Raw genomic sequence first — 22,816 nt, 5'->3', positions numbered from 1 at the left:
TTACCAATTTTACATACACGATATCTGTTATGCAGGAAATTGGTAATTTTGAACTGTAAAAAATATACTTCATGGAAAATCAGGAGGTTGAAATCTATAACAGCGTTTCGGAATATAATAAAATGGCCAATCATGAAACATTGCATCCATTGGTAAATGTGATTGATTTTTCCAAATCAGATCCCATCTGCCAGTACAGAAGAAAATTTGGTTTTTATACCGTTTTTCTGAAAGATGTGATGTGTGGAGACATGCAGTATGGAAAACATAGCTACGATTATCAGGAAGGCACATTGGTTTTCATTGCACCTGGGCAGACGTATGGGATTTACAATCAGGGAAAGTCTGTTCAGCCGGCTGGTTTTGCATTGATTTTCCATCCCGATCTTTTAAAAGGAACGAATCTTGGAAAAAATATAAAAGATTATAATTTCTTTTCCTATGATGTGCATGAGGCATTGCACCTTTCAGAAAAGGAAAGAGAAATTATTCTGGACTGTTTCAAAAATATAAAACATGAACTTGGGCAATCCATTGACAAGCACAGTAAGTCATTAATTGTAAATAATATTGAACTGTTTCTGAATTATTGTATGCGTTTTTATGACCGACAGTTTATCACCAGGGACCATATCAATCAAGGAGTGATTGGGAAATTTGAGAACCTTGTTGATGTGTATTTAAAATCGGATGACCCTAAAAATATAGGTTTTCCTATGGTGAATTACTTTGCAGAAAAACTGAATCTCTCAGCGAATTATTTCGGAGACCTTATCAAAAAAGAATTAGGAATTTCCCCTCAGGAACTTATTCACAATAAACTCATCGATATCGCTAAAGAACAGATCTTAGATCAAGGAAAATCAATTAGTGAGATTTCCTATGATCTGGGCTTTAAATATCCACAGCACTTTACAAGATTATTCAAAACCAAAGTAGGCGTTTCCCCAAGTGAATATAAATCCTTGAATTGAGTTTAAATGCAAATATTTTTCACAAGCATCACCAATTTATTGGTGGAAATTCGTGTATTCATTTGTGTTATTAGTGTTTATTAATCATATAAATTTTCTGTTCTCAAAAAACAGAATTATCTTTAGTGTAAAGTTTTTACAGTTTAAAAAATGAGCTCACAACATATAGAAACGGTGGTTCTCAATACCAAATTTGGAAAAATTACAGCGTTCAAAGAAAATGGAGTCATCAGGGCAAAGAGTATTCGGTATGCCTGTTCCGAAAGATTTCAAAGACCTGTTCCGGTAGAGCATTTTATTTTTGACAGCAGACTCAAGGATAAAACTCCGGTCTGTCCACAGAAACTCAGTCCGCTTGTGGAAAAAATGATTGGTGTAACACCTGTTGAAGAATTTGAACCGGATGAATCTACCCAATATCTTTCTATAACCCGGCCTGAAAATATCAACGAAAAAGATAAACTTCCGGTGGTTGTCTGGATTCATGGAGGCTCTCATGAAATTGGATGTGGCGATCTTCCGACTGCAGACCCTGCAGAATGGGTAAAAGAACAGCATATCATTGTTGTTACAGTTTCCTATCGCCTGGGACTCTTTGGCTTTTTAGGCGGCGATGAAAAAAGACCTCCTAATTTAGGACTTTTGGATATGATTGAAGCTTTGAAATGGATTAAAACCAATATTGCAGACTTTGGAGGTGATCCGGAAAATGTAACTCTGCTTGGTCAGTCTTCAGGTGGTGATGCAATTGCCCATCTGATGATATCTGAAGGGGTAAACGGACTATTTCAGCGGGTCATTATTCAAAGTGCTCCTCTTGGATTACGTCATAAAAGACAGAAAATGTCAGCTGAGTTTTTGATGAAAACAGAAGAGATTAAAGATGAGGTTGATGTTTATAAAATGATGGATAATTATGGAAAATTAGTTCCTTCTGTCATTAAATATGGCCTGAAGGCAGCCATGCCTTTTGGTACTCAGTATGGATTTCAGCCTTTATGCAGCGAAGAAGAATCTGTTGGGAAATGGAGAGAAAACGCAAAAAAATATGATGTGCTGATTGGTTTGAATAATGATGAAACAGCATTCTATCTCAAAACTTCAGAAGCTTTAAATAAATACTTTGGAAAAGGATGGGGACTGAAAATCATGGATAAAACGGTTGAAAAAACTACAGAATTCATCTATGGAACTCCCGCCAGACAATTTGCAGAAAATCATGCAAAAGGTGGCGGAAATGTCTATTTATTCAGAATACATTCCAACCTAAAAGAGAATGCTATTGGAGCTCCTCATTGTATTGATCTTCCTTTAATTTTCGGCAACGAATCAGCCTGGAAATACTCAGAAATGCTGAAGAATATTCCCTGGGAGCGTATTCATGAACATGGAACAATGCTCAGAGCACTTTGGGCTGAATTTGTCAGAACCGGGAAAATTTCAGATCAATCGGGACGACCGGAAATTCTAAAAATAGAAAAAATAGAATCGTAAATAAATGTGAGGAAATACTTCTTAATTTTAATACTATTGTGTTTATTTTGATGATTTAATTGTCTTATTTGGTTGTTTTATAGTTGGTTATAAATTGTAATGAAGTTTTTTTATTATATTTATAAAACTAAATTCTAAAATATTAAACTATGAAATCAACAAAACTTCAAAACGCAAGAAAAATTAACAGAGAGGAACTTAAACACTTAAAAGGAGGAATCATTATCAGAGACAGAGTATGCTGTTTTTATAACGAAGACAATTACTGTTGTGAGTGGGCTCAGGATCCATGGAGTTGCCGTGGCATTAAATGCTAATATTCTGTATCATACAAAAGTGAAGCGGCTGTATCAAAAGTCATAAAGCATTCTGAGAGAAACGAAGAATCTCTAAAAACTTAAAGATTAATATTCTTTATCATGTTCAGAATCATGCTTTTGAGACAGTTGCTTTTATATACTATTTTTATTCAGCAACCCAGACGCTTACATTTCCGGCAGGAACAGGAAAATCTCCCCAGCCATTTTCATCAATGCTTATTTTATTTTTGAACCTTTTTAATAGATCTTTAAATTTCTTTCCTGCATAATGTTTTCCAACTTCCATAGGTTTATTATAAGAATCCTTATTGCTGAGCACTACAGCACATCCTGAGTGCATATCATCTCCGTCACGTACCCACCCGAGACAGTTGGAGTCCTCAAAATAGTCCCGTTGCTCACCATAGGCATGATCTTTTCTTGCCTTTAGAAGTTCTTCAATACCATCTACTTTCGGCATAAATATTTCCTGATCATTTCCTTCTCTATCTTTATCAATATAATGAGTTCCATATAAATCCGGATAAAAAACACATGGATAACCATCTTTTCGCAATAAAATTAAAGCATAGGCAATGGGCTTGAACCAAGGTTCTACCGGAGCTTCAAGAGCCTGAAGTGGTTGAGTATCATGATTGGCAACAAGACTTACGGCATGGAGTGGATCAGCCTGCGTAAGAGTCTCATCAAAAATTCTACTGAGGTCATAAGATGCACCTTCTTTGGATGCATTATGAAAATTATTCTGCAGTGAGCTGTCAAAAAGGCTCATGCAGCCTTCGGTGACTTCAATATATTTTTGAAGCAGATGAAGATATCCGGGAGCCCAATATTCACCCACGGCAAAAATATTTTTCTCAGAATTGGAGCGGAGTAGGGTAAGCCATTCCTTATAAAAATCAAAAGAAATATGTTTTAAAGCATCAAGACGAACTCCATCAAAATCGGTTTCATCAAAATACCATTTAGCCCAAGTGTTAAGTTCTTCCCGTACAAAAGGATTTCTGTGCTCAATATCATTATACATCAGGTAATCATAATTTCCTTTCTCATCATGAATCATTTCCTCCCAATCGTCACCATATTCAGACCGTATTTTATAAATATGAGATTCCATACCTTCTGCATAATCTACACCACTGAAACAGGTGAAGTTCCATTCAAAATCAGAATACTTTTTTCCTCTTCCGGGAAACGTAAACTTAGTATAGGATTCTATTTCTAAAACATCAGAAATCACTTTTTCCCTGTTGTTTTCATCCACCTTTACTACTTTGAATTTTTCCAGTTCATCGCCTCCTGCCTTATGACCTAATACAATGTCTACAATAACTTCTATATTTTGTCTTTTTAAAGCTTCAATGGCTTTTAAATACTCTTTTTTAGTGCCATATTTAGTAGGGATGGTTCCTTTCTGATCAAATTCTCCAAGGTCATAAAGATCATAGGTATCATATCCTACCGAATATCCGCCATTGGTTCCTTTATAGGCAGGAGGAAACCATACAGAAGTTATTCCCAGTTTAGCCAGATATCTCGCCTGTTTTTCGGCTTCTTTCCATAGTTTTCCATCGCCTTCAGAATACCAGTGGAAAAACTGAATCATTGTTGGGTTCATATAATTTGCTGATTTGGTGAATACAAGTTAGCAAAAAAATATTACCTATTCATTTTCGAATTCTTTAAACGGGATTTTTAGTTGAACGGAAACGAGTTTTTTTTCTTCCGTATTCAACTGGGAAAGAGACAACCCAAGCAAGCGAACCGCTTTATCAAAAGGACGAAGCTCCCAAAGTTTTTTTCCTGTATTGAAATATTCTTCCGGAGACGTAAAATACTCTTCTCTGGTTATACTTCTTGTGAAAAGCGAAAAATCCTTATACTTAATTTTTAAGGTTAAAGTTCTTCCAAGAATATTGTTTTTCTGTAACCGCTGATGGAGTTCCTGGCTCAGACTTTCCAGTTTTTCATTGATTTGCTGTTCGTCAAAAAGATCTTCAAAAAAAGTTCTTTCTACGGCTACACTTTTCTGAATCCGATGAGGTTTTACTTCAGAAGTATGAATGCCACGAACTACATTGTAATAATGCTTTCCGGATTTTCCGAAGATTCTTACCAGATCTTCCAGGGATCTTTTCTTTAAATCTTTGCCTTTATAAATGCCTAAACTAAACATTTTGTTAGCCGTAACCTTTCCAACTCCATAAAATTTTTCCACAGGTAATTCTTCAAGGAAGCTTTCCATTTTATCAGGATGGATGGTTTTCTGGCCATTAGGTTTGTTGATGTCGGAAGCTACTTTGGCCAAAAATTTATTGACAGAAATTCCTGCAGAGGCAGTAAGACCTGTTTGTTCAAATATTTTCTGACGAATCTCTCTTGCAATCTGATTGGCAGACTCTATTCCTTTTTTATTTTCGGTGACATCAAGATAGGCTTCATCCAGAGATAATGGCTCTACAAGATCAGTATACTCATAAAAGATCTCGCGGATCATTTTTGAAATCTCCTTATATCGGGCAAAGCGAGGCGGAACAAAGATCAGATCCGGACATTTCTCTTTGGCTGTTTTACTGGGCATGGCAGAGCGAACTCCGTATTTCCGGGCCTCATAACTTGCTGCAGCTACTACACCCCGGTGCTGGCCCCCTACAGCAATAGCTTTTCCTTTCAATGCAGGATTGTCATGCTGCTCCACAGAAGCATAAAATGCATCCATATCCACGTGAATAATTTTACGAAGTGGCAAAGAAAAATCCATATTACAAAGATATGGATTCCTGTATTTATAGAAGGAAAGCTAGAAGCTGGAAGAGGAAAGTTAATAAGGTCGATAGGGAAAAGTATGACCAATTGATTGAAAAGTGATTAAATGGTAGAATAGTAATAAATAACATGTCAATCACTCCCATCTTCCAGCCTCTATCTTCTTACCCTTTCAGTCTCATGGTAAGAAGATGAGGTTCAAAACCCGCTTTTTCATAAGCTTTTACAGCTGATTCATTTTCAGCATACACATCCAGTCTCACTTCTGAGATATTTCTGGACTTTGCCCAATTAATCAGTTCATCGGTAATTATTTTATTAATTCCTTTTCCTCTGTACTCGGGTTTCACATACATAAATCCTAAGTAAGCATAACTTTCAAACTTGTAGTAGTTTTTTTCAGTCTGTTTGATGAGTGCGTAGCCTGAAGCTACAATTTCATCATTTTCTTCTACAACAATTAAAGTAGCATCCGGAGATTTAATAAAATGGCTTAAATCATAATAATGGATTTCTCCATCAATCAGTGTACTGTTAAAAGGTCTTTCTGCAGAAACAATTCCCTGCTCAAAAGTTAAAAGGATCTCTAAATCCTGTACTGTGGCTTCTCTTGTGATCATGGTGTAAAAAGTAAGTGAAGTTTAAACATTCCAATTTTATAGGATGTTTAAACTTCAAGTTTTTTTTAAATTAAAAAATTATTTTAAAAGTTTATCTATGGTTTGCTGAATCTCAGGATCTTCCGGAGAAATAGCATAATATTTGGCAATAGCCGATTTCTGATCGATAATCATATATCTTGGAATCCAGTTCAGGTCTACATAATTATTGAAATCATTTTTCCAGCCTGATGCAAACCAATAGTTATCTTTTTCCTTCATATTGAATCTTACAAGGCTCTTATCGAATCCTTCTTTAGATCTTTCCAGAGATAAGAAAACAAAGTCAACATTAGGGTTGTTTTTTTCTAAGAGTTCAGCTTTTGGTAATGCCTGAAGACAGTCTCTGCACCATCCGGCCCAAAAGTCGATGACTAAAACTTTTCCTTTATGCTGATCCAGAATTTCCTGGATGGTAATTGTTTTTCCTTCCTCATCTTCCAGCTTTTGCTTTAGGGCTTCTTTGGAAAATCCGGTTTTAAGAGCAGTAGGAACTTTTTGTGAATAGCTTAAGCCAAACAGACCTGCCATAAAAATGAATAACAGCTTTCTCATTTTACAATTTCATTTACACAAAACTAAGGAATGTGTTGCAATCTGAGTTTGATTTTTTATGAATTAGGAAAAATTTATATTATTGAAGATTTCTATTGATAGTTTTTAATTAAGCCTTTCACTACTGTAATTACATTCGGCATGGCTTTATTGGCTGCATTCAAAACTTCTTCGTGAGAAACGGCGAAAGCAATATCCGGTCCGCCAAGATCGGTAATCACGGAAATACAGAATACATCCATTCCCATGTGTCTGGCAACAATTACTTCAGGAACGGTGCTCATTCCCACCATATCACCGCCAATGGCTTTAATCATTCCATATTCGGCAGGCGTTTCAAAAGTAGGGCCTTGCAGGGCAACGTAGATTCCCTGATGGATTTTAATATTATTTTCTGCGGCAGCCTGTTCTGCTGCTGCAATCATTTTTTTGTTGTAAGGTTCGCTCATATCCACAAAACGTGGGCCTAGTTCATCAATATTTTTTCCACGAAGCGGATGTTCAGGCATCATATTGATGTGATCCTTTAAAATAACGATGTCTGCAATACTATAATCAGGATTTACTCCGCCACATGCATTGGAAAGAGTAAGATTTTTAATTCCCAGTAAATGAAAAACTCTGATAGGAAAAGTTACAGTTTCCATAGAATGTCCTTCATAATAATGAAAACGGCCACTCATCATCAGTACTTTTTTCCCTTCCAGAATTCCGTAGATCAGCTTTCCGGTATGTCCGGCTACTGTAGTCTGGGGAAAATTGGGAATGTCTTTGTACTCTAAAATATGGATCGGTTCTACTTCATTTTGCAGTTTCCCAAGTCCGGATCCTAAAACAACAGCAAAATCAGGAGTGTCCTGAATGATATTTCTAATGAAATCAGCTGTCTCATGAATTTTTTCTAACATAATCTAAGATGATTTGATTGAATTCTTCCTTCTTATCAATAACAACATTGATAGGCCAGTAGTAAACAATTTCTCTAAGATAATCAAAAGTTTTCAGACGGACGTAATCTTTCTCTGTGGTTAATATCAGCTTATATTCTCCTAATTTCTTATACTCCGCAAGGATTTTTTTAATATCATCATCCGTGAAATTATGATGATCTCTGAATTTCAGATGGGTAACTCTTTTCGAAAATTTCGCCAGGTGTTCCAGAAGTGGTTTAGGATTCGCAATTCCGGTAATTAATAAAATATCGTAATAGTTCAGGTTGTTATCCGGAAGCATTTTATCTTTTCCGTATACATTCTCGTCATAACCAATGGATGAAAAGAATACTTTTTGGTTATAAGAAGGTCTGATCCTTGAAATATAATACCTTTTGGTTTCCTCCGTCAGTTCATCAGGACATTTGCTGACCATGATGATATCTGCTCTCTTGGCTCCGGCTCTGGATTCTCTAAGGTCTCCGGCAGGAAGAAGATAGTCTTTAAAAAACGGATCGTTAAAATCGGTCATCAAAATATTGAATCCTGCTTTAATAGCACGGTGCTGCATCGCATCATCCAATATCAGCGCTCCAAGATCCATATCTTCGATCACTTTTTTGGCTCCGGGAACTCGTTCTTCTGAAACAGCAATCACAAAACGGTTTTTGAAACGTTCAAAAAGCTGCATGGCTTCATCCCCTACAATTTTGTAGTTGCTCTCATAATTCGTTACTTCATAGCCTTTAGTAAGCCTTCCGTAGCCTCGTGAGAGGACTCCGGTTCTGTAATGTTTGGATAAAAACTGAGCAAGATACATCACCATTGGTGATTTTCCGCTTCCGCCCACAGAGAGATTCCCGACATTGATTATCGGTGTCTTGAATTTTGTCGATTTAAAAATCCCCAGATCATACATTGTGTTTCGGATACCCGTTACCATATGATAAGCAAGGGAAAAAGGATAAAGGTACCATCTTTTCATACGAATGCAAAAATAGGAATTTTCATAAGCATAGGAGTAATATTCTCAAAGACTTTTCAACAAATATTTCGTTAAATTAAAGTATTTTTGTGGAGTTATACCAATACATTGAGATACTTTATAGAATTTTCTTACAACGGAAAGAATTATTTCGGCTATCAGATACAGCCGGACGCTATTTCCGTGCAGGAAGAATTGGAAAAAGCACTTTCCACCATTTTAAGAGAAGAGATTAAAACAACAGGGGCCGGAAGAACTGATACTGGTGTTCATGCCAAAAAAATATTTGCACACTTTGATACGGATCAAGAGCTGAGTGATGAACTTCCACGCAGGCTGAACAGTTTTCTTCCGCCAGATATTTCCATTAAAAGAATTTTTAAGGTGAAAGATGATTTTCATGCCCGTTTTGATGCAACGTACCGAACGTATGAATATTATATTTCGCTTTCGAAAAATCCGTTTACTCAGGAATCTGCGTGGCAGCACTGGAAAAGGCCTCTGGATATTGATAAAATGAACGAAGCCTGTAAAATTCTTTTTGAATATGAGGATTTTACCAGTTTTGCCAAATTAAAAACCGACAATAAAACGAATATCTGCAAAATGTATAAAGCAGAATGGGAACAGAATGGAACGGAACTGATGTTTACCGTTTCTGCCAACCGTTTTCTGAGGAATATGGTTCGTGCTATTGTTGGAACAATGGTAGAAATAGGTACCGGAAAACTGAAACCTGAAGAATTACGAAAGGTTATTGAGGATAAGCATCGAAACTCTGCCGGAACTTCTGCCCCTGCCCACGGATTATATCTGGTGGATGTAGGCTATGAATTTTAAATAAAAACTAAAAAAACTATAATCATGTTATCAATTTTTATTCTTATTGGAGCCTACCGGTATTATGCACGGTTAGCTGAAAAATTCGGAAAAGTAAAATGGCAGCTGGGACTTTTGGCTATCGGAGTTTATCTGGGTACTCAGATTGTTTTGGGGATGTCTTACGGAGTTTACTTAGCTTCTACAGATCCGGATGCTGCAAATAATATGAATTATACAGGGTTTTCTGCAGCTAATCTTGTGGGCTGGTTAATTTCTCTGTTGGCTGTTTGGGGAGTTTATCTGCTTCTTGAGCAAAAATATAGTAAAGAAAATCTGAAAAAGCCGTCTATTGAGATTCAGAAAATAGGGGAAGCTTCTGAAGATTCACAAAAATAAAAATAAGTTTTTTAAATGATTGAATAACCTCAGTACAAACAAAGTTATCCACAAAAGATATTCATTCTGTAAATGATAGGTATCTTATATTTTCTATGGTGATTTATAAAAGTTGTACAGGTTGGCAACTTATAAAATCTTATTTTTGCATAGAATTTTAATTCTTTTCTTCTATTCGTATAATGAAAAAACAAGATACCTGGGGAATTGTTAAAAGGCTGTTCTTTATTGGAATGAAATTTCGTTCTTGGTTCATCCTTACCTTAATCATCTCCGTAATACTTTCAATTGTTTCTACCTACAGGCCATATCTTACTATGGAAGTGGTAGATAATGATATCACAAAGCTGCAGGATAAAGCCGTGATGATGAAGCATATCTATATCCTTGTGGGATTGGTGTTTGCTGAAACAATTCTGAACTTTTTTCTGGTTTATTTCTCTAATTTCATTTCACAGAATGTAATTCGTGATATCCGTGAAAGACTCTATTCCAAACTGATTTATTTTAAAACATCATTTTTTGATAAAACACCAATTGGTCAATTGGTAACCCGTGCCGTAGGGGATGTGGAAACAATTGCTACCGTATATACAGACGGTTTCCTGATGGTTTTCGGAGACATTCTAAGAATTGTATTTGTTTTGGTGATGATGTTCAGCACAAATGTTCACCTGAGTTATATTACACTGGCAATTCTGCCTTTAATGGTTGTAATTACCAGATTCTTTCAGAAAAGACTGAAGAAAGCTTTTGGTGACGAAAGAACATGGACAGCCACTCAAAACTCATTTGTACAGGAAAGACTGGCGGGAATGCCGATCATTCAGGTGTTCAACAGACAGGAATCTGAATTTAAAAAATTTGATGATATTAATATTACCCTGAAAGGAGCATTACTGAGAACTGTTTTCATCTTCTCATTATTCTTTCCGGTAGTAGAACTTATTTCTTCACTATTTATAGGGTTTATCCTGTTTTATGGTGGATATATTACGATCAGTGCCGGGGTGGTGATCGCTTTTATTCAATATATTTCAATGCTGATCCGTCCTTTAAGGCAGATTGCAGACCGTTTCAACAATATCCAGAGAGGAATTGTAGGAGCGGAAAGAGTATTGGGATTAATGGATGAAGAAAATTCGATGACCAACACAGGAACCGTGAAAAAAGACCATTTTGCCGGTAAAATTGAATTCCAGAAAGTGCATTTTGCCTATGATGAAAAGCAGGAAGTATTGAAAGGTATTGATTTTAAAGTGAATCCGGGAGAAACTGTTGCCATTGTAGGAGCAACGGGTGCCGGGAAATCTACGATTATCAGCCTGATTACAAGATTGTACGATATCAATTCCGGAAATATCCTTATTGATGATGTGGATTTGAAAGATTATGAACTGTATAATCTGAGAAGTCATATTGGAGTGGTATTGCAGGACGTATTCCTGTTCCACGGAAGTATTTTTGAAAATCTTGCTTTCGGTGATGATAGTATTACCCTTGAAAAAATAAAAGCCGGTGCTAAAGAAATTGAAGTAGATCAGTTTATTGAACAGCTTCCGGGTGGATATGATTATGTTGTGAGTGAAAGAGGTTCATCTATTTCTTTAGGTCAGAGACAATTATTGTCGTTTCTGAGAGCTTATCTGTCTGATCCTAAAATTCTGATTCTGGATGAAGCTACTTCTTCTATCGATCATGAAAGTGAAAAACTAATTCAGAGAGCTACGGAAAAAATTACTAAAAACAGAACGTCTATTATTATTGCCCACAGGCTTTCCACCATTGAAAAAGCAGATAAGATTATTGTAATGGAGCATGGTAAAATTGTAGAAGAAGGGAAGCATCTTGAACTTTTGGATAGAAATGGTTACTATGCTACTTTATACAAAGCCCAGCTGCGTCATGAGGTGGAACTGGAGGAAGAAAAAGAATCAAAATAAAAGATTATTTAAAACCATAAAAAAAAGAGAGCCGAAAGCTCTCTTTTTTTGTTATTGAAGTGATTAGAATTGCAATTTTTTGGTCATTACCTTTCCATTCTTTAGAACCACATTCACAGTGATAATGGTGTTCTTTTGATTGATAGGTAACCTGAATTCTGAAGTGTTGATATCAACTTTGTCAGCCAATAATTTTCCTGATGCATCATAGATATGTAATGAAGAAATTCTGGAATCACTCTTTACATACACAGAATTTTCATCCTTAGTGATAAATGAATTGTTCTTTGAATTCACATCGTTTACAGCCAATGATGCCTGTGGTACTATGGTTACAGAATAATCTTCTACTTGCCCATATTTTGGTGTGTAACATGATGTAATGACGATGCCTGCATCACCAATAACCCTCATTCTTAAAGGAATATTCAATACAGCATTGGATGGCGGAGTTACAGAAGCGGTTGCCAATGAACCATTTGTTATTCCTGTTTGATCCAAAATAAGTTCTGTAGTCTCATTAAACTGGCCATCATTGTTATAATCAATATATGCTTTTATAGTGTGGTTATTGCTTGTTCCCGGAGCAACAGTGATTGTGGTTGCCGTATTGGTGGGAATTGTCGTTTTGCTGGTTCCCAGGCAGTAGCTTCCGGTAAAGTTTTCATAGAAATTATTGATCGCCTGTTTGTAATTGTTGGAGGAGTTATTGATACTTCCGAACTTTACTGCAGTGATTCCGATATTATAATTTCCAGGAGTACTTATTGTTGTTGGAGTACAAGCATTGGTAAGGGATACATTATTATTAGGGGTTGTATTGGCAGCCACCGGAGAGTTGATTAAAGATTGTCTGAACTTAAGAAGCTGCGCTGTTGCCCGATCAGTTTGTCCCTGTGTAAACAAATCTCTAAAACAGAAAGTATAAGCCATCACATTTCTTTCTCCGCCGGCGTATATCTGGCTGGTACATGGATTGATTTGTCCGGTCTGGCAGTTTCTTGGAACAGAAGAATGATAAAGGCTTTTCATAGGCTCGGTGTCACATACCAAATCACCATTCAGAGTACAGTCGGTATTTACAGGGCAATCTCCTGTAGTAACATTATAACCTTCGTGAGTATGTCTTAAACCTAAAGCATGACCAAATTCGTGAGCCAGCGTCTGTGCATTCACTGCTGAAGCACTGGTAGCCATAAAAGAATAATCATTGCTTCCGCCCGGATAATAAGCATATCCATTCAATGCTCCAGCATTTGATGTTAGTTTTTTAACAACATAGATATTGTAATACTTGCTGGTATCCCATTGCCCCATGGCAGTAATTTCTGTTGCAGGGACTGCATTGGTAGTGTTGTCATCATTTACTCCGCCACTTACGTATTTTGGAAGCGCAGAAGCATCAATTCTATTAATTCCATTGGTAGGATTACAATTAGGATCTATCTTCGCGAAAACAAATTTTACCGGTAAGGCAGAACTTGTAGCGGCCATTCCACTGGATGTACTTCCTGCAAAAACACCATTGGTATAGTTTACCCAAGCAATAATGTCAGCATCAGACTTGTTATTAACATTTCCTATCGGGCTTCCGTCTCCTACGACGTGTACGACAATGGGAATTTCATATACCTGGTTTAGACCATTCTTTGCGGTCAACTTCCCGGTTTTTATCATTTTGGATAATTCCAGGTTGAAGGCATCATCCTGAATCTTTTCATTTGGGAACTTTGCATAATGTTTTCTCATTAATTCATCAGTTCCACACTCTATAAATTCTACACTTTGTGAATAAAAGTGAGAAGATAAAGTTGTTGTAATAAGCAGAAATAATAGTTTTTTCAAAATTATTTATTTAAAGTGTTGTTTTTATCCACCAAAAATAAATAAAAAAAATATAAAGATCAGTGCTTTTTAAAACTGCAGAAAATAAAGTTTTGAGTCGTTTCGAAAGGGGTTGTGTGATCTTCAGTAATACATTGTATCATTTCAAAATCTTCTTTAAATTTTTCAGAAAGAGATTCCTCATCATATTGCTGAATATCCAGTCCGCTGCATTTGGCAGGTCCGTTTTTGGAGAAAGTACCCAGAACCATAAAGGTGGTTATATTTTTTTCTGCAATATCAATGTATTTTGAGACCTGCTCTGGAGTAGTCAGAAAATGGAAAGCTGCCCTGTCATGCCAGATATCATAGGTTTCTGTAGGCTCAAAAGCTGTAATGTCAGTAGCAATCCAGTTTACTTTATCAGCCTTGCTTCCCAGTCTTTGTTGGGCTTTTTCCAGAGCTTTAACCGAAATATCTAATACTGTAATGTTTTCGTAGCCTTCTTCAAGCAGAAAGTCAACCAGATTGCTGTCTCCACCGCCAATGTCTATGACTTTAGCCTCTTTTCCTAACCCGAAGGAATTAATAAAATCAAGAGAAGTCTGAGGTTTTTTCTGAGTCCAGCTTACCTGATCCGGGTTTTTAGTCTCGTAAACATTTTCCCAGTGTTTTTTATTGTCGGAAGAATTCATTAGTCTTTTAACTGATTATTTATTTCTTCAAATTTATTAATTAATTCGTCAATTTTCCCCTGTTGTTTTTTTATTGTTTTGGGTCTGATATAAAACCAGTTGACGCCTATCCATAATAAAGTCGCAGCGTACACCAAAATTCCGGAAAAGGATGACATTTTTAAGGTATATTCATACATATAAAGACATATTCCTAAAAACAGCATGATGAAATACAAGTTAAGCATGGTGGTCTGCATAAACTTCTGTTGATTCTTTACCACATATAAATTTTGAAGATACTCACTGTTGGATTGTGTGTTATCAATTTTATAAAACACTGTAAACATTCTGTTGTAGGCAGACAGAAAAATAACCATAGCCAGAATCACAAGTACGATTCCAATTTTTGTACTGATAAGTTGAGGCTGGTAACGATACCATATAAAAGTAATACACAAACAGGTTGCAATCAATAGAAGATTGGTAAGGATCAGTTTACGAAGATTTTCATTTTTAAACTTTTTCAGTCTGTTAAGAAGTTCTTCTATATTGGGCTTTGGAGATGTCTGTTGTTTCCAGATATTTTTAAAATCGATATTAGTATCCATCGTTTCTAAACTTTTGTGTTAATTTTTCTTTGATTCTGTGAATTTTTACCCGGATATTAGCTTCCGAGAGTCCTGTGATCTGAGCTATTTCTGCCTGTTTTACTTCTTCAAGTTCCAGAGAGATGATAATTCTGTCTGTCTCCGGGAGCTCTGAAATAAATTGGTACAGCAGCTGTATCTGAGGTTCCATGGATTCCTGTTTTTTCTCTTCCAGATTGATGGGGAGATCTGCTTTGGAAAACTTTTTTTCCTTTTCAATCCGCCGGAGACAATTGTTGGATGCAATTCTGAAGATCCATGTTCCGATGCTGGATTCATTTCTGAATTTTGGAAGCTGCTGCCATACGATAATGAATGTTTCCTGAGCGAGATCCTGAGCAAGATCGGTGTCATTCACATATCCCATGCATAGGCGGAAGATCTTTTGCCAGTAGAGCTCGTATATATCTTCAAATACCATTATTTTGAAGATAAAAAGTTATTAAGCTGATTGAAATACCATTCTTTATCATCATACATAATGAAATGCAATCCTTTTGTAGAATATTGAAAATTAGCATTTTTAAGATGAGTATACTGTGCTTCAATCGAAGGTTTCATAAATACAAAATAAGATTCCAGAAGAATAAGAGAAGGACATTGTATGTTCTTGATGGTTTCTCTAAGATCAGTATTCGAGAAGTCACAGTACATTGTAGCAAATGTTTTTCTGTCAGATTTCATGCTCCAGTCAATTACGGTATTCTGCATAGAAGTATCTGCCAGAAGGCGTGGAATAGATTGGGCCTGCATTTGTCGGAATTGTTCATCGGTCATTGCTGTCAATTTATTAATGGTTGATGAGCAGTCGTTGTTTTCTTTAGACGTAAAATTAGGGTTGGAGATTGCTGCCAGACAAGGTAAAGTATCTACAATCACAATTTTCCCCACCATTTCAGGATAGTTTGCTGCAATAGCCAAAGCAAGACCACCACCCATGCTGTGTCCAATGATAACGGGCTTTTCAATTTTATTATTCTTTATATAAGCAGCAATTCCCTTTTCCCAATCTTTGAAGCTGGCATCAGCATCAGGTTTTGCTCCTGCAAACCCTGCCATGGTTAATGTATAGCAAGTGAAATCTTTTTCAAACTTTGCAGTCGTTTCGTTCCACACCTCTCCTGAAGAGGCAAATCCGGGAATCAGAATTAAAGACTGTTTTCCCTTGCCGGATTTTTTTACTTCAAACGGGTATTTTTTTTCCTGACCAAATATATTACATACTGCTGCAAAAAATAACATGATGATAAGAAGGAATGTGAATTTTTTCATGATTTATAAAGTTTTAAGGTTTATTTGTCTTTTAGAGACGAACCTTTTTAAAATGTTACACTATTTTTTAATTTTTTTTGAAAAAATATTTTTTCTACTTTGAATACCTTTACTGTAAAGGAAAGTAGGGTACATGAATTTTTTATAAATAATTTTTATGTGGCTAAAGTTTTTACAATGGATATGATAAAAATCATAAATACTACGATATGTAGGATATTTATTAATTTTCCCTCTCTGGTTAGTGATTAATTAGGGTTGTGAAATGAATTGGATTTTGGTTATTTTTATGAATAAAATAAAAAAATAATAACTTAATGGTGTTTATATTTGAAAAAATTATTAATTTTATTGAAAGTTTAAGTCGCTACCCCGGGAAGTGATGGGGTAGGCAGACAAAAATGGAATTTTTAACGAAAAACTAAAAAATATAAATGAGCAGTAGTATCCAAGATGAATTTAAAGGCTTTAAAGACGAGTTAAAAAAACTTAATATTGAAGTACAGAAAGTAGTAAAAGTAGGAAACGGCAGCATGGATTTTCATGAAGTTTTCTACAAATCACCGCGATATGAAGAGGTGAAGACTGTGTATGTTCAGCGCCATAATCTGGACAGTATCATAGAAAAATTTAAACAGGCTTATCATTAAAATATAACGGGCACCGCAGATTTTCTGCGGTGCCCGTTTCTTTATAAATAGATTTAATGATTAATCTGGAAATACAAAATAATAATGGGAAATATTCTTGAGTAAATGATCTTTCTAATTGACTTAGGAATCAGGAGCGTTAAGAAAATTAAAAAGTAGTCTGTTAAAAAACTCCCACTGTTTGAGCATGGCTGGTAAATTGAATCGAAGTAATATCGGTTGATCTATGTGAGTTTGGAAATTTTAGGAATACATTTTAATTTTTAGTGGATGATTTCAATCTTGAATTTTTGTATACTTTTGCTTCAAGGCAGAAGTATAAATAAAAATTAATCTTTATCCAGTGTTGAAGAATTCCTGGTATCCTTCATACCAATATACACCACAAGAGAAAAAAAGATGCAGCCTGTAATATACCAGTAGAAATATTCTTCAGATCCAATCTTTTTGAACCAAAGTGCAATATATTCTGCCGTTCCTCCAAAAACAGCTACTGTAATAGCATAAGGTAAACCTACGCCCAGAGCCCTGATCTCAGCAGGAAAAAGTTCTGCCTTTACCACTGCATTAATAGATGTATAGCCGCTTACAATGATAAGTGCAGCCATAATGAGAAAAAAAGCTGCCCATATTGAAGTTGTTGTGCTGAGCGCTGTTAAAAGAGGAACAGTACATAAAGTTCCCAAAATACCGAATCCTAAAAGAAGCGGCCGCCTGCCGATTCTGTCAGATAATCCTCCAAAAACAGGCTGTAGGCAAGCAAATATAAATAAGGAGATAAAAGAAATAAGAGTAGATTCTTCCTTGGTAAGATGTACTGTATTCACTAGAAATTTCTGCATATAAGTGGTGTAGGTATAAAAGGCAAGCGTTCCTCCTAAAGTAAGTCCTACAACAGTCAGTAAAGCTCTGGGATGCTTCAAAAGTTCCTTTACACTTCCTTTCTTTTTCTCATTGATCTCTTTTTTATTTTCAAAAGCTTCAGTTTCATGGAGATTAGCCCGTAAATACAATGCAATAATAGAAAGTGCAGCACCAATCACAAAAGGAATTCTCCAGCCCCAGTCTTCCAGTTGAGCTTCTGTTAATAATAATTTCTGCAGAATAAGTTGGATTCCTAATGCTATAAGCTGTCCACCAATCAAGGTTACATACTGAAAACTGGAATAAAATCCTCTTCTGTCCTGTGTTGCCATTTCGCTGAGATAAGTGGCTGAAACTCCATATTCTCCACCTACACTCAATCCCTGAAGTAATCTGGCAAGGAGCAGCAATGCCGGAGCAAAAATTCCTATAGATTTATAAGTTGGAGTAAGAGCAATAAGAAGTGAACCGAAAGACATCAAGAGTACAGATAATGTCATCGCTCTTTTTCTTCCGATCTTATCGGCAATACTTCCGAACATCCATCCGCCAATAGGCCGCATAAGAAATCCGACGGCAAAAATACCTGCAGTATTCATTAATTGGGCATTCAGGTCAGAATCCGGAAAAAAGGAATTGGAAAAATAAATAGCAAAGGCGGCATATGCATACCAGTCATACCATTCAACAAGATTTCCGATGGAACCACCTATAATAGCTTTAATCCTTTGGCCTGTGGTGATGGAGGATGAGTTCATATATCAATTATATTGTAAGGCTCAATATACAAATTTTGAGGATTTCTCATTCGTCAGAAGTCGAAGATTCTGCATTAAAGCCAATAACGATGAATGTAAAATGATATATCAATGCTTTATTTATATTCATGGGAATCATGTATTAAAATCTATACCCCAAAGAGAGCCCACTCCTGAAGCCTGCCCATGGCCCGTCTACTTTTATGTTTGCTCCATTGGCATTGGTTTCCACGGTATATTTTACAAACGGAATATCCAGATTTTCGATCTCTTTTTTTAATTGTTCCTGCATATCTGGAGTAAGAGCATAATCTGAGGTCATTGTAAAATCACCTTTTCCACTTCCGTAATGAGCACCTGCAATCCAGAAATCAAGGATGAGGTTTTGACTTCTGGTAAGGAAGAACTGTACTCCTATCATAAGTCCGCCACTATTTCCTTTCGTATTTCCTTGACCTTTCAACGGAATTTGATAAGTGATCCCATTGGGCCCGTTATAATCATAGTAGAAATCAAAGGTATTGGAAGAAACATCGGAATATCGGTAATAAGGAGCAAAATAAAATCCTTTTCCGTAACCTTTTCCAATATAAAACCTTGGTTCAATGGTGAAATTGGTAGCTTTTACTTTTAGATTTTCAAATCTTTTTTCATCTTTATCTTTCAGGAAGGCATTAATGAAAGGGACCTTTCCTTCCGGCATGGTTCCAAAACCAATATTCAGGGAAAACCATTGGTTAAAAGCACGTTCATAAGACAGATTGATATTTCTGAATGCGTAAGCAGTAACGTTGGTCTTGATGATATTCATCTTTTCGGACGAAAGGTTCTGGTTCTCCTGTGCTTGAAATACTGAAAACAGGAGACATGAGGTGAATAGGATTACTTTTTTCATAATCTTATATTTTGTGATGTTAAAAAATAGCAGCAAAAAACGGGCTGAATTTAACATAATAATTCAGATTCAAAGAAAAAAATGCATAAATCATTGATAATAATGGTGTTTTTTTTATTTAAAAATTAAAATCATGTAATGGATTTTAAGAATTGGTTGTCCTAAAAGTATAATCCATTTCTGATATGAAAAAAACAATATACACTATTTGCTTTCTTTGTGGAACTCTGGCTTTTTCGCAGGAAATAAAAAAAGATACGGTGAATACCTCTGGAACGAAAGAACTTCAGGAAGTTATTGTAAAAGCACAGCGCAAAAAACAGTTTGCTGATAAGGCTGTGTATACTTTTGATAAAGAAGCGCTGGAAAGGGCCCGGTATGCAAAAGATTTATTGAGTACGCTTCCGGAACTGCAGCTGGATCCGGTTTCCAATACCATTACAAGTACAAAAGGAGGCTCTGCTTTATTTCTGATTAACGGAGTGGAGGCTACAGATATGCAGATCCGAAGTGTTGCACCCAGTGAAGTGCTGAAAGTGGAGTATTATGATATTCCGCCGGCAAGATGGGCAACCAGAGCCGATATTGTAGTGAATATTCTGACAAGATCTACGGAAACAGGATATGTTTTTGGAGCTGAAGGATCTTCGGCATTGAATACAGGTTTTGTAAATGCATCTGCTTACGCTAATTATACAAAAGGCAAGAATGATATAGGACTGGAATATTCTATTAATTTAAGAGATTATACAGACAGAAGGGTCAACAGTATCTATGATTATCAGCTGAATGGTCAGCATTACCGGTCTGATGAGGACAGAAAAGATCATTTCGGATACACTTTTCAGACGGTAGCATTACGTTATACCCGGTTGGCTCCTGATGATTATGCTTTCCAGGTAAAGCTGAATATGAATATTTTCAACCGTTTTTCAAAAGGAACAGGACAAAGTATTTTTACGGTAGACAATGCTTTTGAAGAACACGCTATGTTTAAAAATAATGGCTCAGAGTATGTAACTCCGAAGCTGGATATTTATTATTCTAAAAAAATTGGAACTAAGGATGAACTGAGCATTAATGCTGTAGGTTCCGATTATACAACTCATTCTTCAGAAACTGCTAAAGAATGGGTAATGGGAACCGGCCTTTCTGTATATGATAATGATATGGTTTTAAAAGCAAAGCAGACAAGTTTTGTAGGAGAGTTGGCGCATACCCATGATTTTACAGCCGGGAAACTTTCGTCAGGATATCGTATTTCAAACTCTTCAATATCCAATGATCTGAATAATCTTTCAGGATATTCTCAGTATAAAGTTACTTATCTGGAGCAATATCTTTACAGTGAATTTGCAGGGAAAATAGATAAGTTCAGCTATCGTATTGGAATAGGACTGACGAATATTCATAATAAAAGTGCAGAAAACACTTTTGATGAATGGTCATTTACTCCAAAAATAGTATTGGCTTATCAACTTAATAATAATCAAAGTCTCCGTTTTACAAGCAGTTATAAACCTATAAGTCCCTTGAGCAGTGCGCTTAGTAGTAATATTGTGCAGTTGGCTCCCAATATTGTACAGAAAGGAAATCCTTTTCTTAAGTCTCAACAGAAATGGACTAATAATCTGACCTATTCATTGAATAACAAGTATTTTGATTTTAATTTGAATATATCTTATTCTTACACAGATCGGGTCATCAATCAGTACTATATTTTGGATAATACTTTCGGAGATTATGCACTGACTTATGAAAACGGGCAGTATTCTCGCCAGGTGGGAGCTCTTATTTCAGGTTCTTATAAGCCTTTTGGGAATAATCTGTTGGTGATAAAGGCTAATTTAGCTCCTACTTTCGAAATGGTAAAGACCAGTACCGGTGCGGTGATTAAAAATGATTATTTGGGAAATTATTTTGTGCTGTCTTCAGAATATAAAAACTTCTCGGCACAATATCAGTTCAACATCCCGACATATAGTCTTAGCGGAGCTTTTCTGAATACCAATGAAAACCAGAATAATATTTTTATTCGCTATAAACATAAAAACTTTACTTTTTCCACAGGGATGTACTGGATGGGAATGCCATCTGAATATAAAACAAAAAGTTTATCTGAAAGCTTAGTAGACTATCAAATTCATACACAGATCATGAACAATAAATCCATGTTTGTACTGGGAATAAGCTATGATTTTTCTAAAGGAAAGAAAACTGAAATCCAGAAGAAACTGAATAATGATACTGCTCCGGCTGCTACTTTTTAAAAGGGCTGGAAATGGATGGTACTTTAAAGCATAAAGCGAAATATAATCATTCTTTAAGATCTTTATCATGTTTAATGTTCCGCTCGAATCAAAAAAAATCCTCATTCAAGCAGATGAATGAGGGTTTTGTATTAACTCAATAAAAAACCGTCCAACAAATGGTGGACGGCTATTTTGTGCATTAAATGGTTTTAAGTCTAGTTGCTCATAATCATTTTTCTATAAGCGTAAATATCTTCAATGGTTACTACGCTCATTCCTTTTTTTATAGCAAAATCTACGATTTCCGGGAGTCTTGCCATGGAACCATCTTCATTGGTCAGTTCGCAAAGTACAGCATCATCACCAAGATGAGCCATTTTTACAAGGTCTACACTTCCTTCCGTATGTCCACGTCTTTCAAATACTCCATCTTTTTTAGCGATCAGAGGAAATACGTGTCCAGGGCTTGCAATATGCTCGGCAAGGGCATCTGCGGCAACAGCTGTTCTGATGGTTGTTACACGGTCTTTTGCTGAAACTCCGGATTCTACTCCTTCTCTGGCTTCAATGGAAATGGTAAATGCAGTTTGATTTTTTGAATTGTTGTTTTCCACCATCGGACGCAGGTTCAGGTGCTTACTTTTTTCCTCGGAAATGCATAAGCAAACGATACCGCTGCATTCGCGGATCAAAAGAGCCATATCCTGTTCTGTAATAGTGGAAGCGGGAAAGATGATGTCGCCTTCGTTTTCGCGGTTTTCATCGTCTACTAAAAGAATACCTTTTCCCTGTTGTAATGTTGAAAGTGCTTTTTCTACACGTTCTTTGGAGGTTGCTCCGAATTGTTCTAATAATTTTTCCATGTTATTTTACTTTTAAAAGTTAAAATAGTCTTCGGTACATGGAAATGAAATACGATACCGTAAGGGCCTGGGAAGGACCTTACCGTACGTCTCATTTTCTTCTCCCATCCAGACTTTAACTGTCGGTTTTGGAATTTCACCAAATCAGTCCCTTCAAATGAAAGGAGTCGCGGACTGTAACCGCCGGTAGGGAATTTCACCCTGCCCCGAAGAAAACTTATACTAAGTTTTACTGTATGTATTAATTTAAATTTTTTATTTCATTGAA

At 36.1% G+C, this 22,816-nt stretch carries 22 protein-coding genes and 1 riboswitch; of the genes, 8 read left to right on the top strand and 14 right to left on the bottom strand.

The features are described from left to right. Positions 1–71 precede the first annotated feature (71 nt). The 3 genes from J2772_RS10050 (at position 72) to J2772_RS10040 (ending at position 2,785) form a co-directional block, all read left to right on the top strand. Complete coding sequence (locus tag J2772_RS10050; protein WP_209916206.1) at positions 72–974, top strand: helix-turn-helix domain-containing protein; 903 nt, start codon at positions 72–74, stop codon at positions 972–974. A gap of 150 nt (positions 975–1,124) precedes the next feature. After that, a complete protein-coding gene (locus J2772_RS10045) occupies positions 1,125–2,468 on the top strand; it encodes a carboxylesterase family protein (RefSeq protein WP_209916204.1) in 1,344 nt (447 codons plus the stop codon). A gap of 149 nt (positions 2,469–2,617) precedes the next feature. Beyond that, positions 2,618–2,785: a hypothetical protein gene (locus J2772_RS10040; protein ID WP_167356252.1), complete on the top strand. Its 168-nt coding sequence runs from the start codon at positions 2,618–2,620 to the stop codon at positions 2,783–2,785. A 148-nt stretch (positions 2,786–2,933) separates the two neighbouring features. Here J2772_RS10040 and J2772_RS10035 read toward each other — a convergent pair whose 3' ends face one another. The 6 genes from J2772_RS10035 to lpxK all read right to left on the bottom strand — a co-directional run bounded on the left by J2772_RS10035 (position 2,934) and on the right by lpxK (position 8,685). Next, entirely contained in the window at positions 2,934–4,406 is a 1,473-nt protein-coding gene (locus J2772_RS10035) for an alpha-amylase (RefSeq protein WP_209916202.1), read from the bottom strand. A gap of 45 nt (positions 4,407–4,451) precedes the next feature. Further along, entirely contained in the window at positions 4,452–5,549 is a 1,098-nt protein-coding gene (gene dinB / locus J2772_RS10030; protein ID WP_209916200.1) for a DNA polymerase IV, read from the bottom strand. Positions 5,550–5,718: 169 nt separating this feature from the next. Further along, on the bottom strand, positions 5,719–6,174 hold the full coding sequence (locus J2772_RS10025; RefSeq protein WP_209916198.1) for a GNAT family N-acetyltransferase: 456 nt from the start codon (positions 6,172–6,174) through the stop codon (positions 5,719–5,721). A 78-nt stretch (positions 6,175–6,252) separates the two neighbouring features. Next, positions 6,253–6,768, bottom strand: a complete 516-nt coding sequence (locus J2772_RS10020; protein WP_209916196.1) for a TlpA family protein disulfide reductase — start codon at positions 6,766–6,768, stop codon at positions 6,253–6,255. Positions 6,769–6,860: 92 nt separating this feature from the next. Beyond that, the gene (locus tag J2772_RS10015) at positions 6,861–7,676 is read right to left on the bottom strand and encodes a purine-nucleoside phosphorylase (RefSeq protein WP_209916194.1); all 816 of its coding nucleotides are present in this window, start codon (positions 7,674–7,676) and stop codon (positions 6,861–6,863) included. Then, on the bottom strand, positions 7,657–8,685 hold the full coding sequence (gene lpxK, locus J2772_RS10010) for a tetraacyldisaccharide 4'-kinase (protein ID WP_209916193.1): 1,029 nt from the start codon (positions 8,683–8,685) through the stop codon (positions 7,657–7,659). Before lpxK ends, J2772_RS10015 begins: the two co-directional genes overlap by 20 nt. An 87-nt stretch (positions 8,686–8,772) precedes the next feature. Between lpxK and truA the strand changes: the two genes are divergently transcribed. The 3 genes from truA (at position 8,773) to J2772_RS09995 (ending at position 11,846) form a co-directional block, all read left to right on the top strand. Continuing rightward, positions 8,773–9,525, top strand: a complete 753-nt coding sequence (gene truA / locus J2772_RS10005; RefSeq protein ID WP_245365201.1) for a tRNA pseudouridine(38-40) synthase TruA — start codon at positions 8,773–8,775, stop codon at positions 9,523–9,525. Between the two features lie 24 nt (positions 9,526–9,549). Beyond that, positions 9,550–9,903 (top strand): hypothetical protein, encoded by a 354-nt coding sequence (locus J2772_RS10000; protein ID WP_209916191.1) that lies wholly within the window; start codon positions 9,550–9,552, stop codon positions 9,901–9,903. 182 nt (positions 9,904–10,085) lie between these two features. Further along, positions 10,086–11,846, top strand: a complete 1,761-nt coding sequence (locus tag J2772_RS09995) for an ABC transporter ATP-binding protein (RefSeq protein WP_209916189.1) — start codon at positions 10,086–10,088, stop codon at positions 11,844–11,846. Between the two features lie 63 nt (positions 11,847–11,909). Here the strand turns inward: J2772_RS09995 and J2772_RS09990 are convergent, their stop codons facing one another. Genes J2772_RS09990 through J2772_RS09970 form a run of 5 tightly spaced genes read right to left on the bottom strand, consistent with a single transcriptional unit; the run spans position 11,910 to position 16,266 of the window. Continuing rightward, positions 11,910–13,691 (bottom strand): M43 family zinc metalloprotease, encoded by a 1,782-nt coding sequence (locus tag J2772_RS09990; protein ID WP_209916187.1) that lies wholly within the window; start codon positions 13,689–13,691, stop codon positions 11,910–11,912. 59 nt (positions 13,692–13,750) lie between these two features. Continuing rightward, positions 13,751–14,365 carry a class I SAM-dependent methyltransferase gene (locus tag J2772_RS09985; RefSeq protein WP_209916185.1) on the bottom strand — a complete coding sequence of 205 codons (615 nt, stop codon included), beginning with the start codon at positions 14,363–14,365 and terminating at the stop codon, positions 13,751–13,753. Continuing rightward, a complete protein-coding gene (locus J2772_RS09980; RefSeq protein WP_209916183.1) occupies positions 14,365–14,955 on the bottom strand; it encodes a hypothetical protein in 591 nt (196 codons plus the stop codon). The genes J2772_RS09985 and J2772_RS09980 overlap by 1 nt, the downstream gene beginning before the upstream one ends. Further along, a complete protein-coding gene (locus J2772_RS09975; protein WP_209916181.1) occupies positions 14,945–15,415 on the bottom strand; it encodes an RNA polymerase sigma factor in 471 nt (156 codons plus the stop codon). Before J2772_RS09975 ends, J2772_RS09980 begins: the two co-directional genes overlap by 11 nt. After that, positions 15,415–16,266 (bottom strand): alpha/beta fold hydrolase, encoded by an 852-nt coding sequence (locus tag J2772_RS09970; RefSeq protein ID WP_209916179.1) that lies wholly within the window; start codon positions 16,264–16,266, stop codon positions 15,415–15,417. Before J2772_RS09970 ends, J2772_RS09975 begins: the two co-directional genes overlap by 1 nt. A 434-nt stretch (positions 16,267–16,700) precedes the next feature. Between J2772_RS09970 and J2772_RS09965 the strand changes: the two genes are divergently transcribed. Beyond that, the gene (locus J2772_RS09965; protein ID WP_209916177.1) at positions 16,701–16,916 is read left to right on the top strand and encodes a hypothetical protein; all 216 of its coding nucleotides are present in this window, start codon (positions 16,701–16,703) and stop codon (positions 16,914–16,916) included. A 329-nt stretch (positions 16,917–17,245) separates the two neighbouring features. On the opposite strand, the gene J2772_RS09960 is transcribed toward J2772_RS09965, so the two are convergent. Together J2772_RS09960 and J2772_RS09955 are read right to left on the bottom strand one after the other, a co-directional pair. Then, a complete protein-coding gene (locus tag J2772_RS09960) occupies positions 17,246–18,538 on the bottom strand; it encodes an MFS transporter (RefSeq protein ID WP_209916174.1) in 1,293 nt (430 codons plus the stop codon). Positions 18,539–18,680: 142 nt separating this feature from the next. Next, positions 18,681–19,433, bottom strand: a complete 753-nt coding sequence (locus tag J2772_RS09955) for a DUF3575 domain-containing protein (RefSeq protein WP_245365200.1) — start codon at positions 19,431–19,433, stop codon at positions 18,681–18,683. A 185-nt stretch (positions 19,434–19,618) separates the two neighbouring features. On the opposite strand from J2772_RS09955, the gene J2772_RS09950 reads away from it, so the two are divergent. Further along, positions 19,619–21,703, top strand: coding sequence for a TonB-dependent receptor plug domain-containing protein (locus J2772_RS09950; protein WP_209916171.1), 2,085 nt, complete (start codon positions 19,619–19,621; stop codon positions 21,701–21,703). A 197-nt stretch (positions 21,704–21,900) separates the two neighbouring features. Here the strand turns inward: J2772_RS09950 and ribB are convergent, their stop codons facing one another. Beyond that, a complete protein-coding gene (gene ribB / locus J2772_RS09945) occupies positions 21,901–22,548 on the bottom strand; it encodes a 3,4-dihydroxy-2-butanone-4-phosphate synthase (RefSeq protein WP_209916168.1) in 648 nt (215 codons plus the stop codon). Between the two features lie 92 nt (positions 22,549–22,640). Beyond that, a riboswitch (FMN riboswitch) is annotated at positions 22,641–22,766 on the bottom strand. Between the last annotated feature and the right edge of the window lie 50 nt (positions 22,767–22,816).

This window comes from Chryseobacterium jejuense, assembly GCF_017877355.1.
Taxonomy (GTDB): domain Bacteria; phylum Bacteroidota; class Bacteroidia; order Flavobacteriales; family Weeksellaceae; genus Chryseobacterium; species Chryseobacterium jejuense_A.
The sequence above is the reverse complement of the archived record's forward strand: the minus strand, read 5'-3'. Positions and strand labels throughout refer to the sequence as shown.

Bases quoted from the DNA above. Each gene is read 5' to 3' on its own strand.
- J2772_RS10050 (WP_209916206.1), top strand. From the start codon at position 72: ATGGAAAATCAGGAGGTTGAAATCTATAACAGCGTTTCGGAATATAAT.
- J2772_RS09955 (WP_245365200.1), bottom strand. From the start codon at position 19,433: ATGAAAAAAGTAATCCTATTCACCTCATGTCTCCTGTTTTCAGTATTT.
- J2772_RS09965 (WP_209916177.1), top strand. From the start codon at position 16,701: ATGAGCAGTAGTATCCAAGATGAATTTAAAGGCTTTAAAGACGAGTTA.
- ribB (WP_209916168.1), bottom strand. From the start codon at position 22,548: ATGGAAAAATTATTAGAACAATTCGGAGCAACCTCCAAAGAACGTGTA.
- J2772_RS10040 (WP_167356252.1), top strand. From the start codon at position 2,618: ATGAAATCAACAAAACTTCAAAACGCAAGAAAAATTAACAGAGAGGAA.
- J2772_RS09975 (WP_209916181.1), bottom strand. From the start codon at position 15,415: ATGGTATTTGAAGATATATACGAGCTCTACTGGCAAAAGATCTTCCGC.
- J2772_RS09970 (WP_209916179.1), bottom strand. From the start codon at position 16,266: ATGAAAAAATTCACATTCCTTCTTATCATCATGTTATTTTTTGCAGCA.
- J2772_RS10045 (WP_209916204.1), top strand. From the start codon at position 1,125: ATGAGCTCACAACATATAGAAACGGTGGTTCTCAATACCAAATTTGGA.
- J2772_RS09985 (WP_209916185.1), bottom strand. From the start codon at position 14,365: ATGAATTCTTCCGACAATAAAAAACACTGGGAAAATGTTTACGAGACT.
- J2772_RS10015 (WP_209916194.1), bottom strand. From the start codon at position 7,676: ATGTTAGAAAAAATTCATGAGACAGCTGATTTCATTAGAAATATCATT.
- dinB (WP_209916200.1), bottom strand. From the start codon at position 5,549: ATGGATTTTTCTTTGCCACTTCGTAAAATTATTCACGTGGATATGGAT.
- J2772_RS10025 (WP_209916198.1), bottom strand. From the start codon at position 6,174: ATGATCACAAGAGAAGCCACAGTACAGGATTTAGAGATCCTTTTAACT.
- J2772_RS09995 (WP_209916189.1), top strand. From the start codon at position 10,086: ATGAAAAAACAAGATACCTGGGGAATTGTTAAAAGGCTGTTCTTTATT.
- J2772_RS10020 (WP_209916196.1), bottom strand. From the start codon at position 6,768: ATGAGAAAGCTGTTATTCATTTTTATGGCAGGTCTGTTTGGCTTAAGC.
- lpxK (WP_209916193.1), bottom strand. From the start codon at position 8,685: ATGAAAAGATGGTACCTTTATCCTTTTTCCCTTGCTTATCATATGGTA.
- J2772_RS09960 (WP_209916174.1), bottom strand. From the start codon at position 18,538: ATGAACTCATCCTCCATCACCACAGGCCAAAGGATTAAAGCTATTATA.
- J2772_RS09980 (WP_209916183.1), bottom strand. From the start codon at position 14,955: ATGGATACTAATATCGATTTTAAAAATATCTGGAAACAACAGACATCT.
- J2772_RS10035 (WP_209916202.1), bottom strand. From the start codon at position 4,406: ATGAACCCAACAATGATTCAGTTTTTCCACTGGTATTCTGAAGGCGAT.
- J2772_RS10000 (WP_209916191.1), top strand. From the start codon at position 9,550: ATGTTATCAATTTTTATTCTTATTGGAGCCTACCGGTATTATGCACGG.
- J2772_RS09950 (WP_209916171.1), top strand. From the start codon at position 19,619: ATGAAAAAAACAATATACACTATTTGCTTTCTTTGTGGAACTCTGGCT.